Annotated in this window: 10 protein-coding genes; 9 read left to right on the forward strand and 1 reads right to left on the reverse strand. The window is 72.0% G+C overall.

The features are described 5' to 3' along the window. Positions 1 to 28 precede the first annotated feature (28 nt). Complete coding sequence (locus tag ACIRRH_RS20570; protein WP_403069107.1) at positions 29 to 790, forward strand: carbon-nitrogen hydrolase family protein; 762 nt, start codon at positions 29 to 31, stop codon at positions 788 to 790. Positions 791 to 905: 115 nt separating this feature from the next. Next, positions 906 to 2,312, forward strand: coding sequence for a class II fumarate hydratase (locus ACIRRH_RS20575; RefSeq protein ID WP_403069110.1), 1,407 nt, complete (start codon positions 906 to 908; stop codon positions 2,310 to 2,312). Positions 2,313 to 2,465: 153 nt separating this feature from the next. Here the strand turns inward: ACIRRH_RS20575 and ACIRRH_RS20580 are convergent, their stop codons facing one another. Next, positions 2,466 to 2,939 carry an SPW repeat protein gene (locus tag ACIRRH_RS20580; RefSeq protein WP_308020195.1) on the reverse strand — a complete coding sequence of 158 codons (474 nt, stop codon included), beginning with the start codon at positions 2,937 to 2,939 and terminating at the stop codon, positions 2,466 to 2,468. A gap of 185 nt (positions 2,940 to 3,124) precedes the next feature. Between ACIRRH_RS20580 and ACIRRH_RS20585 the strand changes: the two genes are divergently transcribed. From ACIRRH_RS20585 to fahA, 7 genes are all read left to right on the forward strand, one after another. Next, positions 3,125 to 3,679 carry a PadR family transcriptional regulator gene (locus ACIRRH_RS20585; protein WP_403069113.1) on the forward strand — a complete coding sequence of 185 codons (555 nt, stop codon included), beginning with the start codon at positions 3,125 to 3,127 and terminating at the stop codon, positions 3,677 to 3,679. Between the two features lie 211 nt (positions 3,680 to 3,890). Next, positions 3,891 to 5,606: an acyl-CoA dehydrogenase family protein gene (locus ACIRRH_RS20590; protein WP_403069116.1), complete on the forward strand. Its 1,716-nt coding sequence runs from the start codon at positions 3,891 to 3,893 to the stop codon at positions 5,604 to 5,606. Between the two features lie 155 nt (positions 5,607 to 5,761). After that, positions 5,762 to 7,123 carry a phosphoribosyltransferase family protein gene (locus ACIRRH_RS20595; RefSeq protein ID WP_403069119.1) on the forward strand — a complete coding sequence of 454 codons (1,362 nt, stop codon included), beginning with the start codon at positions 5,762 to 5,764 and terminating at the stop codon, positions 7,121 to 7,123. 231 nt (positions 7,124 to 7,354) lie between these two features. Continuing rightward, entirely contained in the window at positions 7,355 to 8,569 is a 1,215-nt protein-coding gene (gene hppD / locus ACIRRH_RS20600; protein ID WP_403069122.1) for a 4-hydroxyphenylpyruvate dioxygenase, read from the forward strand. Between the two features lie 81 nt (positions 8,570 to 8,650). Then, on the forward strand, positions 8,651 to 9,853 hold the full coding sequence (locus ACIRRH_RS20605; protein ID WP_403069125.1) for a homogentisate 1,2-dioxygenase: 1,203 nt from the start codon (positions 8,651 to 8,653) through the stop codon (positions 9,851 to 9,853). Next, complete coding sequence (locus ACIRRH_RS20610) at positions 9,850 to 10,818, forward strand: hypothetical protein (RefSeq protein WP_403069128.1); 969 nt, start codon at positions 9,850 to 9,852, stop codon at positions 10,816 to 10,818. The genes ACIRRH_RS20605 and ACIRRH_RS20610 overlap by 4 nt, the downstream gene beginning before the upstream one ends. Continuing rightward, the gene (gene fahA / locus ACIRRH_RS20615) at positions 10,815 to 12,035 is read left to right on the forward strand and encodes a fumarylacetoacetase (protein ID WP_403069131.1); all 1,221 of its coding nucleotides are present in this window, start codon (positions 10,815 to 10,817) and stop codon (positions 12,033 to 12,035) included. The genes ACIRRH_RS20610 and fahA overlap by 4 nt, the downstream gene beginning before the upstream one ends. Positions 12,036 to 12,114 lie beyond the last annotated feature (79 nt).

Genomic DNA, 12,114 nt, shown 5'->3' on the forward strand with positions numbered 1-12,114 from the left:
CCCCACCCCGCCCGCCGGAGGCTCCGCCATGCCCTCGTCCGCGTCCTCGCTCGCGAACTCTCCCGTTCCCGCAGCACTGACCGTCGCCGTCGCCCAGCCCGTCTGCGCCGCCGCCGGCCGTCCGGACACCGTGTCCGAGAACGTCGCCCTGCACGCCGCGGCGGTGCGGGAGGCCGGCACCCGGCTGGTGGTGTTCCCCGAGCTGTCGCTGACCGGCTACGACCTGGCCGCACCGGCCGTCGACCCGGCGGACGCCCGCCTCGCGCCGCTGGTGGCGGCCTGTGCCGCCACCGGTGCCGTCGCCCTGGTCGGGGCACCGGTCGCCGAGACCGACGGGCGCGAGTCCATCGCCACGCTGGCGGTCACCGGGGAGGGCGCCGAGGTCGTCTACCGGAAGATGCGCCTGCACGGCGCCGAGGTCGAGCGCTTCGTCCCCGGCGAGAAGCCCGTCGTCCTGGAGCTGGACGGCCTGCGGCTCGGCCTGGCCGTCTGCGCGGACGCCGCCGACCCGGCGCACGCCGAGGAGACCGCCGCGCTCGGCATCGACGCCTACGTCGCCTCCACCCTCTACGGGCCTGGCGCCGCCCAGGCCGAGCGCCGGGACGGCCATTTCCGCGACCGGGCGGCCGCCCACGGGGTGTGGTGCGTGCTGGCGACCTGCGCCGGGGCCACCGGCGAGTACCCGGAGAGCTCGGGCGGCTCCGGCGTCTGGGCCCCGGGCGGCGACCTCGTCCTCCAGGCCTCCACCGCCCCGGGCGAGCTGGTCCGCGCCGCGCTGCCTCGGCGGTAGGCGCCGGGCCCGGAACCGGATCACCCGACCGGAAATACCTGCGCCCCACGCGCGGCTGTGGTGATCGGAGATCCGTTCCGGGCCGGTCGGGCCCGTACAGGAGGTGCAGCGCGCGATGGGTGGCCAGCAGGAGAAGCCGCAGGAGTACCGGATCGAGCACGACTCGATGGGCGAGGTCAGGGTGCCGGCCGACGCGAAGTGGCAGGCGCAGACGCAGCGGGCGGTGGAGAACTTCCCGGTGTCCGGCCAGCGGCTGGAGCCGGCGCACATCGCCGCGCTGGCCCGGATCAAGGCCGCCGCGGCCCGGGTGAACGCCCGGCTCGGGGTGCTGGACGACGAAACGGCGGAGGCGATCGCGGCGGCGGCCGGGGAGGTCGCGGAGGGGCGCTGGGACGACCAGTTCCCGGTGGACGTGTTCCAGACCGGCTCGGGCACCTCGTCCAACATGAACACCAACGAGGTGATCGCCACCCTGGCCAGTGAGCGGCTGGGCCGGCCGGTCCACCCGAACGACCACGTCAACGCCAGCCAGTCGTCCAACGACGTCTTCCCGTCCTCGATCCACATCGCCGCCACCGCCGCCGTCACGCACGACCTGGTGCCGGCGCTGGAGCACCTCGCGGAGGCGCTGGAGCGCAAGGCCGCCGAGTTCGCCCGGGTGGTCAAGTCGGGCCGTACGCACCTGATGGACGCCACGCCCGTCACGCTCGGCCAGGAGTTCGGCGGCTACGCGGCGCAGGTGCGGCACGGGCGGGAGCGACTGCTGGCCACCCTCCCCCGGGTCGCCGAACTCCCGCTCGGCGGGACGGCTGTGGGCACCGGCATCAACACCCCGCCCGGTTTCCCGGCGGCCGTCATCGCGGAGGTCGCCCGCATGACCGACCTGCCGCTGACCGAGGCCCGGAACCACTTCGAGGCGCAGGGCGCACGGGACGCCCTGGTCGAGCTGAGCGGTCAACTGCGCACGGTGGCAGTCGGGTTCACGAAGATCGCGAACGACCTGCGGTGGATGGGCTCCGGTCCGCGCACCGGGCTCGGCGAGATCAACCTGCCGGATCTCCAGCCCGGTTCGTCGATCATGCCGGGCAAGGTGAACCCGGTGCTGCCCGAGGTGGTACTGATGGTCGCCGCCCAGGTGGTGGGCAACGACGCGACGGTCACGCTGGCGGGCGCGAGCGGCAACTTCGAGCTGAACGTGATGCTCCCGGTGATCGCCCGCAACGTGCTGGAGTCGGTGCGGCTGCTCGCCAACAGCGCCCGACTGCTGGCCGACCGGACGGTGGACGGCATCACCGCCAACGTCGAACGGGCCCGGGAGTACGCGGAGTCCTCACCCTCGGTGGTGACCCCGCTGAACCGCTACATCGGGTACGAGGAGGCCGCGAAGGTCGCCAAGCAGGCGCTGGCCGAGCGCAAGACGATCCGTCAGGTGGTGGTGGAGCGCGGCTACGTCGAGCAGGGACGGCTCACCACGGAGCAGCTGGACGAGGCCCTGGATGTGCTGCGGATGACGCGCCCTTAGTGCGCCCTGCGATGGCCGGCCCGCGTCAGGGCGCGCCTTCACGCACGTTGGGAGAACGCCCTTGCACGCACGTTGCGGAACGCCCGCGGACGCGCACCGGGGCGCGGTGGGCGGCTGCGCCCTCCGCGCCCCGGTCACGGGCTGCGGGGAAGATCAGCCCTTGGCACGGCCGGCCCGGCCGCGCCGCATCGACGCTCCGTTCGAGGTCATGGTCGCCATCGAGATCGCCGCGAGGCCGAGCAGGAACATCACGGCACCCACGATGATGCAGGTCACGATGTTCTTGCCGTGCGCGACGGACCCGGAGACGACCCAGGGGGAGATGATCGTCCAGACACCGAGCGCGGCGGCGGCCCAGGCCCGCGCGTGGGTGCGTTCGTAGGCCGATCCGTAGCCGGCCATCAGGACCGTGTAGGCCAGACCCACGATCAGGCAGGTCACGGTCAGGGTGCTGTATGCGGTGAAGCCGACGATCCATGGCGATGCCGCCAGGAAGAGACCGGCCAGGACGGCCAGGGCTTCCACGCCCTGGGCGCGGGGGGTCGTCGTGACCCGCTCGTAGCGTTCGCGCAGTTCGACGATGTCCGGATGGTGCTCCATGCCCGTCGTCGGGATATGGGTTGCCACCGATACCACCTCCTGTGGTCGGAACCGGTAAGGCGCTTGCCCCGTACCCATTCTGGCGCTTATCTAGCGTTTTGCACCTGATGGTCCGGAATGGCAGATAACCATCCGATCACGCCGGTGACCTGCGTCTCAACCATCCGGGTCGCCATTGCCTATGCAACTCGTTGCATAGCAGGATGCGGGCCATGGCACTGGAGCACGCGATCCTCGTCTCGCTGCTGGAGCAGCCCGGCTCCGGCTACGAGCTGGCCCGGCGCTTCGACCGCTCGATCGGGCGCTTCTGGACCGCCACCCACCAACAGATCTACCGGGTGCTGCGGCGGATGGAGGCGGACGGCTGGGTGGCCGCGCAGGAGATCCCCCAGGACGGACGTCCGGACAAGAAGGTCTATTCGGCGGCCGAGGCCGGACGGGCCGTGCTGGCCGACTGGCTGCGCGAACCGGTCGAGCCGGAGACCGTCAGGCACGAACTCGCGGTCAAGATCCGGGCCGCCGCCTTCGACGACCCGGCCGCGCTGGTCTCCGAGGTCGAACGCCACCGCGAGAGCCACGCCGCCCTGCTCGCCCGCTACCTGCACGGCGAGCAGCGGGACTTCCCCGACGCCACCGCGCTCGACGCCGGGCAGCAGTTGCAGCACGTGGTGCTGCGCGGCGGCATCGAGTACGAGCGGATGACCCTCGCCTGGCTCGACGACGTGCTCGCCACCCTGCGCCGCCTCGCTGCCGACCGGCCGTCCTGACCCGCCACCCCGTCCTGCCGCCCCGGCCTGCCGCCCCGGCCTGCCGTCCCGGCCGGCCGACAGGCGCCGGACGACGGCGGACAGCCGACAGGCAACGGATGACAGATAACAGATGACAGACTCTGAAATCTGTCATCTGTTATCTGTCATCCGAACCCTGTCGGCCCGCCACCCGCCCTCCCCACACCCTCGACCCCTCGGGAGCCCCTCGATGCTCTTCAACCCGCGTAGCTATGACCCCGCACAGTTCGACGAGCCGACCCGCCGGCTGCTGCGCGCGACGGTGGACTGGTTCGAGTCCCGCGGCAAGAAGGCGCTGATCGACACCTACATCGACCGCAGCTGGTATGCAGACTTCCTGGAGTTCGCCGCGAAGGAGGGCCTGTTCGCGGAGTTCCTGACCCCCGCCGCGGCCGACACCGACAAGCGCTGGGACACCGCGCGGATCGCCGAGCTGAACGAGATCCTCGGCTTCTACGGCCTCGGCTACTGGTACACCTGGCAGGTCACCATCCTGGGCCTCGGCCCGGTCTGGCAGAGCGAGAACGAGGCCGTCCGCGCCCGCGCCGCCAAGCTCCTCGCGGACGGCCACGTGATGGCCTTCGGCCTCTCCGAGCGCACCCACGGCGCCGACATCTACTCCACCGACATGATCCTCACCCCGGACGGCGAGGGCGGCTTCACCGCGACCGGCTCCAAGTACTACATCGGCAACGGCAACGTGGCCGGCCTGGTCTCGGTGTTCGGCCGCCGCTCGGACGTCGAGGGCCCGGAGGGTTACGTCTTCTTCGCCGCCGACAGCCGCCACGACGCGTACCACCTGGTCAAGAACGTGGTGAACGCGCAGATGTACGTCAGCGAGTTCCGCCTGGAGGACTACCCGGTGCGCGCCGAGGACGTGCTGCACACCGGCCAGGCCGCCTTCGACGCCGCCCTCAACACCGTCAACGTCGGCAAGTTCAACCTCTGCACCGCCTCGGTCGGCATCTGCGAGCACGCGATGTACGAGGCCGTCACGCATGCCCACAACCGGGTGCTGTACGGCAAGCGGGTCACCGACTTCCCGCACGTCAAGCGGGAGTTGACGGACGCGTACGTCCGTCTGGTGGCGATGAAGCTGTTCAGCGCGCGGGCCGTGGACTACTTCCGCACCGCCTCCCCCGAGGACCGCCGCTACCTGCTGTTCAACCCGATGACCAAGATGAAGGTCACCACCGAGGGCGAGAAGGTCATCGACCTGATGTGGGACGTCATCGCGGCCAAGGGCTTCGAGGCGGACACCTACTTCGACAAGGCCGCGAAGGACATCCGCGGCCTGCCGAAGCTGGAGGGCACCGTCCACGTCAACCTGGCGCTGATCCTCAAGTTCATGGGCAACTACCTGTTCGCCCCGGCCGACTACGCCCCGGTGCCGACCCGCCTGGACGCCGCCGACGACGCCTTCCTGTTCCGGCAGGGCCCGGCCCGCGGCCTCGGCGCGATCCGCTTCCACGACTGGCGCACCGCCTACGACCGCCACGCCGAACTGCCCAACGTCGCCCGCTTCCGCGAACAGGCCGACGGCTTCTGCGCGCTGCTGCTCGAAAATGCGCCGAGCAAGGAGCAGCAGGCGGACCTGGACTTCCTGCTGGAGATCGGCCAGCTGTTCGCGCTGATCGTCTACGGCCAGCTGGTGCTGGAGCAGGCCGAGCTGACCGGCCTGACCGCCGCCGACCACGGCGGCGACGTGCTGGACCGGATCTTCGACGCGCTGGTCCGCGACTTCTCCGCGCACGCCACCGAGCTGCACGGCAAGGCCTCCGCCACCGAGGAGCAGGCCGCCTGGGCGCTGGCGAACGTGCGCCGCCCGGTCGCCGACCCGGCGCGGGACACCCGGGTGTGGGCGCAGGTCGAGGCGCTCTCCGGCGCGTACGAGATGCAGCCGTAGCGCACCGGAGAAAGGACCCCGGGGGTGCCGGCCGGCGGGCCGGCACCCCCGGTTCACCTCTGCGGGGAGCTCCGGTCGTCGCCGAGGCCCATGCCGCGGGCCCGGACCGCCCCGAGCCGGCCGGAACGACGTACGGTGGAACCGGAGGCCGTGTCATGCACGTCACCGGAACCCACTTCACCCACTTCGCCGACCGCGCCGAGGCGGGCCGTCGGCTGGCCGCCCGCCTGGGCCACCTGACCGGCCCCGACACCGTGATCGTGGCGCTGCCGAGGGGCGGCGTGCCGGTGGCCGCCGAGGTCGCCGCGGCGCTCGGCGCGCCGCTGGACATCTGCGTGATCCGCAAGCTCGGCGTGCCCTACCAGCCCGAGCTCGGCATGGGGGCGATCGGCGAGGGCGGCGTCCGGGTGCTGAACGACGAGGTGATCCGGTTCTCCGCGGTCACCGACGAGCAACTGGCCGAGGTGGAGCGGCGCGAGCGCGCCGAGCTCCAGCGCCGGGCCCGCCGCTACCGGGGCGACCGGCCACCCGCCGACCTGCGCGGACGCACGGTGGTCGTGGTGGACGACGGCATCGCCACCGGGTCGACCGCCCGGGCGGCCTGCCGGATCGTCCGGAAGCACGGCGCGGCCCGGGTGGTGCTCGCGGTGCCGGTCGCGCCCGCGGACTGGACCGAGCGCCTCGGCGAGGTCGCCGACGAACTGGTCTGCGTCGACACGCCGTCCCCGTTCTACGCGATCGGCGAGTTCTACGCCGACTTCTCGCAGACCGAGGACGAGGAGGTGCTGCGGCTGCTGGCCGAGGCCGGCGGCGACCCGCCCGCGGCCTCCACCGGGGTGGACCGCGAGCTGCTGCTGCCCGTCGCCGGGGTCCGCCTGGCGGGCCGGCTGACCGCCCCGGCCGGAGCGCGCGGAGTCGTCGTCTTCGCGCACGGCAGCGGCAGCGGCCGGCACAGCCCGCGCAACCGGTACGTCGCCGAGTACCTGAACCGCACCGGTCTGGCCACGCTGCTGTTCGACCTGCTCACCGAGGACGAGGAACCCGACCGGCGGAACGTGTTCGACGTGACGCTGCTGGGCGGGCGGCTGACCGCCGTCGCCCGGCGGCTGGGCCCCGCGGAGGGCGGCCCGGACACCGTCGTGCCCGAGACCCGGGGCCTGCCGCTCGGCCTGTTCGGCGCCAGTACGGGCGCCGCGGCCGCGCTGCACACCGCCGCCGAGCTGGGCCCGGCCGTGCGCGCCGTGGTCTCCCGGGGCGGTCGCCCGGACCTCGCCTCGCCCGACGCGCTGGCCCGGGTGCGCGCCCCGACGCTGCTCGTCGTCGGCTCCCTGGACTCCACCGTGCTCGACCTCAACCGGCAGGCCCGGAGCCGGCTGCGCTGCGAGACCGCATTGGCGGTGGTGCCGCACGCGAGCCACCTGTTCGAGGAGCCGGGGACCCTGGACCGGGTCGCCGAGCTGGCCTCGGACTGGTTCCTCCGCCACCTCCCGCACCCCACCGGCCGCGGAAGTGCGTGACCGCCCCATTGCGCAGACTTCGTGTATCACTCCCGGTCAGCAGCGCATTTTGTGCAGCCGACAGCGGGATTTCCTGACCAGCTTGTACACATTGAGCAGTCGAAATCCGACCTGTTGCCCAACCATCCCGACAGTAGCAAGCTCTCCGCAACCACACCGCCCACCCGTTCGCGGTGCGGTCGTGATCCGGCGGAAGCCTCGACGGCGAGGCCCGAAGTGGAGGAACGAGCGATGACCCCGCAGTCCCACGCCCTTGAGTTGACCCCCGAGGAGCGCGAGGCCGGTCTTGACGCCGACCAGCTGCGCCGCCTCGTCGGCCTCGTCGAGCACGACGCAGCCGCCGATCCCTTCCCGGTGACGGCCCAGGACGCGGTCGTCTTCGTGGTCGGCAACGCCACCCAGACGGCCCAGTTCTACCAGGTCGTCTTCGGCATGGAGCTGGTCGCCTACTCCGGACCGGAGACCGGCCGTCGGGACCGCAAGGCGTACGTGCTCCGCTCCGGCTCCTGCCGCTTCGTGATCAAGGGCGGTGTCCAGCCGGGCAGCCCGCTGCTGGACCACCACCGCCGCCACGGCGACGGCGTCGTCGACCTCGCCCTGGAGGTCCCGGACGTCGACAAGTGCATCGAGCACGCCCGCGCGTGCGGCGCCACCGTGCTGGAGGAGCCGAACGACGTCTCGGACGAGAACGGCACCGTGCGCCGCGCGGCCATCGCCACCTACGGCGAGACCCGCCACACCCTGATCGACCGCTCCCGCTACCACGGCCCGTACCTGCCGGGCTACGTCGCCGCGGAAAGCAAGGTCACCCACCCGGAGGGCTCGCCCAAGCGCCTCTTCCAGGCCCTCGACCACGCCGTCGGCAACGTCGAGCTGGGCCGGATGGACGAGTGGGTGTCGTTCTACAACCGCGTCATGGGCTTCGTGAACATGGCCGAGTTCGTCGGCGACGACATCGCCACCGAGTACTCCGCGCTGATGTCCAAGGTCGTCGCCAGCGGCAACCACCGGGTGAAGTTCCCGCTCAACGAGCCGGCCGTCGCCAAGAAGAAGTCCCAGATCGACGAGTACCTGGAGTTCTACACCGGCCCCGGCTGCCAGCACATGGCGCTCGCCACCAACGACATCCTCACCACCGTGGACGTGCTGCGGGCGCGCGGCGTGGAGTTCCTCTCCACCCCGGACGCCTACTACGACGACCCGGAGCTGCGCGAGCGGATCGGCAAGGTCCGGGTGCCGATCGAGGAACTGAAGAAGCGTGGCATCCTGGTCGACCGCGACGAGGACGGCTACCTGCTGCAGATCTTCACCAAGCCGATCGGCGACCGCCCCACCGTCTTCTACGAGTTCATCGAGCGGCACGGTTCGCTCGGGTTCGGCAAGGGCAACTTCAAGGCGCTCTTCGAGTCCATCGAGCGCGAGCAGGACCGGCGCGGCAACCTGTGAGCGTCGAGGGGCTCCGACGAACCGGTCTCTGACCGGTTCACCGAACGGATCTCTGCCATACGGTCGAGGAGGACCACGGAGATGGCGTACTACCGGCAGCTGGGCAACATCCCGCCCAAGCGGCACACCCAGCACCGCACCCCCGAAGGCGGGCTGTACTACGAGGAGTTGATGGGCGAGGAGGGGTTCTCCTCGGACTCCTCACTGCTCTACCACCGGGGCATCCCCTCGGCGGTGGTCAACGCGGTGCCCTGGGAGCTGCCGGACCAGTCCACGGTGCCCAACCACCCGCTCCTCCCCCGTCACCTCAAGCTGCACGAGCTGTTCACGGACCAGGACTGGAAGTCCGCGGACGTCGTCGGCAGCCGTCGGCTGGTCCTCGGCAACGGCGACGTGCGGATCTCGTACGTCGCCGCCGGGGCCCCGAGCGAGCTCTACCGCAACGGGCTGGGCGACGAGTGCGTGTACGTGGAGTCCGGCTCCGGCACGGTCGAGACGGTGTTCGGCTCGATCGAGGTCGGGCAGGGCGACTACGTGATCATCCCGCGCGCCACCACCCACCGCTGGGTGCCGGCCGGCGACGAGCCGCTGCGCGCGTACTGCATCGAGGCGAACAGCCACATCACCCCGGTCAAGCGCTACCTCTCCAAGTACGGGCAGCTGCTGGAGCACGCGCCGTACTGCGAACGGGACTTCCGCGGACCGGTCGGCCCGCTGGTCGTCGAAGCCCCCGGGGACGTCGACGTGCTGGTCAAGCACCGCGGCCCGAACGGGATCGCGGGCACCCGCTACACCGTGCCGCACCACCCCTTCGACGTGGTCGGCTGGGACGGCTGCCTGTACCCGTACGCCTTCAACGTCAAGGACTTCGAGCCGATCACCGGCCGGATCCACCAGCCGCCGCCGGCCCACCAGGTGTTCGAGGGCAACGGCTTCGTGATCTGCAACTTCGTTCCGCGCAAGGTGGACTACCACCCGCTGTCGATCCCGGTGCCGTACTACCACGCCAACGTGGACAGCGACGAGGTCATGTTCTACTGCGGCGGCGACTACGCGGCCCGCAAGGGCTCCGGCATCGGCCAGGGCTCGATCTCGCTGCACCCCGGCGGGCACACCCACGGGCCGCAGCCGGGGGCGTACGAGCGCAGCATCGGCGCGGAGTTCTTCGACGAGCTGGCCGTCATGGTGGACACCTTCCGCCCACTGGAGCTCGGCGAGGGCGGCCGGGCCGGCGAGGACCCCGACTATGCCTGGACCTGGGCCGGTCGGGGGCCCGGGCGATGAACGCGCTGCCTTCGGGGGGAGTGATCCCCGAGCTGTTCCACGGACTGTTCGACGACGCGGCGGTGTTCCCGCCGGGGAACCTGCCGGTCGTCGACGCGGTGCCCGCACACCGGGTGCACCGCGCGGCCTGGTACGCCGAGGCGGTCGGCCCCTTCCTCTGCGGGGCGGGCCGGCTGGGCGAACTGGCCGCCGTGGTCACGAACTCCCTCACGACCGGCGGCCCTTCCACGGCCGCGGGTTCCGCGGCCGTGACGGCTGCCGCGGCCGAGAGGGGCACAGCGGGGGCGGACGACTCGGCGGCGGCGGGCGACCCGCCGCTCAAGGTCGGGCTGGTGCTGCCGGGGGGCAGCACCGAGCTCGCCCCGGCGCTCGCCGCCGCCGCGCCGTTCGACCTGGCCGGCGTCGAACTGGCCACCCGGGACGTCGTCGAGGCGGTGGCCGCGCTGGACCGGCTGCTGCCGCCGGACGTCCCGGCCGCCGTCGAACTGCCGCGCGAACTCCTGCGCGGGGACGGTCTGGACGCCGTCCTGGACGCGCTGGTGGACAGCCCGTACCGGGCGAAGTTCCGCACCGGCGGGCTGGTCGCCGAGGCGTTCCCGGACGAGGACGAGCTGGCCGCCTTCCTGACCGGCTGCGCGCGGCGCGGACTGCCGTACAAGTGCACGGCCGGGTTGCACAACGCCGTCCGGCACACCGACCCGGAGACCGGCTTCGAGCACCACGGCTTCCTGAACGTGCTGCTGGCCGCACAGGAGACCGACCGGGCCGCGGCCGCGGCGGTGCTGGCGGAGCGCGACGGCGAGGCGCTGGCCAAGGCGGTACGTTCACTGACGGACCGTCAGGTTACGGTGATCCGCAACTCGTTCACCGCGTTCGGCACCTGTAGCATCGCCGAGCCCCTGGGCGACCTGGCCGCACTCGGCCTGCTGTCGTCGCCCAGTCCACTGCACCAGGAGGACCGTTGACCACCCCCCGCAGCTGGCTCACCAGCGCCCAGGACTCGCCGTTCGGCGTGCACAACCTGCCGTACGGCGTGTTCACCGCCGCCGACCAGCCCGGGCGGCGCCGGATCGGCGTGCGCGTCGGGGACTTCGTGCTGGACGCCGGGGCGGCCGCCCGCGCGGCCGGCGCGCCCTCGGTGCTGCTGGACGCGGACTCGCTCAACCCGCTGATGGCTGCGGGGCGCCCGGCCTGGACCCGGGTGCGGACCGACCTCACCACCTGGCTCACCGACGAGTCCTTCCGTGAGGCGCTGTCACCGGCGCTGCTGCCGGCCGGCGAGGTCGAGCTGCACCTGCCGTTCGAGGTCGCCGACTACGTCGACTTCTACGCCTCGGAGCACCACGCCACCAACCTGGGCCGGATCTTCCGCCCGGGCTCGGAGCCGCTCACCCCCAACTGGAAGCATCTGCCGATCGGTTACCACGGGCGGGCGGGCACGGTCGTGGTCTCCGGCACCCCGGTGGTGCGGCCGCACGGGCAGCGCAAGGCGCCCACCGACGCCGCGCCGACCTTCGGCCCGTCGCGCCGGCTGGACATCGAGGCCGAGGTCGGCTTCGTCGTCGGCACGCCGTCGGAGCTGGGCCGGCCGGTCCCGCTGGACGACTTCCGCGAGCACGTCTTCGGCGTCTGCCTGCTCAACGACTGGTCGGCGCGAGACATCCAGGCCTGGGAGTACGTGCCGCTCGGCCCGTTCCTCGGCAAGTCCTTCGCGACCTCGGTCTCGCCGTGGATCGTCCCGCTGGAGGCGCTGGAGCACGCCCGGGTCACGCCGCCGGCGCGCGACGTCGAGCCGCTGGCGTACCTGGACGACCGGGACGGCGAGCCGTGGGGCCTGGACCTGGCGATGGAGGTCCGGCTGAACGGGCACCCGGTCTCCCGGCCGCCGTTCGCCACCATGTACTGGACGGCGCAGCAGCAGCTGACCCACATGACCGTCAACGGCGCTTCGCTGCGCACCGGCGACCTGTTCGCTTCGGGGACGGTCAGCGGGCCGGAGCGGGACACCCGGGGTGCGCTGATCGAGCTGACCTGGAACGGCGAGGAGCCGTTGAAGCTCCCGGACGGGACGACCCGGACCTTCCTGGAGGACGGCGACGAGGTGACCATCACCGCCACCGCACCCGGGCCGGACGGCACCGTGGTCGGGTTCGGCGAGGTCTCGGGGCGCGTGCGGGGCTGAGGGGTCGCTTGTAGCGGACAGCCGCGGACAGCGAACGACGAACAGATAACAGCAAACGGATGACAGCTGACAGATTTCA

This window comes from Kitasatospora sp. NPDC101235 (assembly GCF_044767505.1).
GTDB lineage: Bacteria > Actinomycetota > Actinomycetes > Streptomycetales > Streptomycetaceae > Kitasatospora.

Excerpts from the sequence above, each read along its gene's own strand:
- ACIRRH_RS20585 (WP_403069113.1), top strand. The coding sequence starts at position 3,125 with ATGGCACTGGAGCACGCGATCCTCGTCTCGCTGCTGGAGCAGCCCGGC.
- ACIRRH_RS20605 (WP_403069125.1), top strand. The coding sequence starts at position 8,651 with ATGGCGTACTACCGGCAGCTGGGCAACATCCCGCCCAAGCGGCACACC.
- ACIRRH_RS20570 (WP_403069107.1), top strand. The coding sequence starts at position 29 with ATGCCCTCGTCCGCGTCCTCGCTCGCGAACTCTCCCGTTCCCGCAGCA.
- ACIRRH_RS20590 (WP_403069116.1), top strand. The coding sequence starts at position 3,891 with ATGCTCTTCAACCCGCGTAGCTATGACCCCGCACAGTTCGACGAGCCG.
- ACIRRH_RS20575 (WP_403069110.1), top strand. The coding sequence starts at position 906 with ATGGGTGGCCAGCAGGAGAAGCCGCAGGAGTACCGGATCGAGCACGAC.
- ACIRRH_RS20610 (WP_403069128.1), top strand. The coding sequence starts at position 9,850 with ATGAACGCGCTGCCTTCGGGGGGAGTGATCCCCGAGCTGTTCCACGGA.
- ACIRRH_RS20595 (WP_403069119.1), top strand. The coding sequence starts at position 5,762 with ATGCACGTCACCGGAACCCACTTCACCCACTTCGCCGACCGCGCCGAG.
- hppD (WP_403069122.1), top strand. The coding sequence starts at position 7,355 with ATGACCCCGCAGTCCCACGCCCTTGAGTTGACCCCCGAGGAGCGCGAG.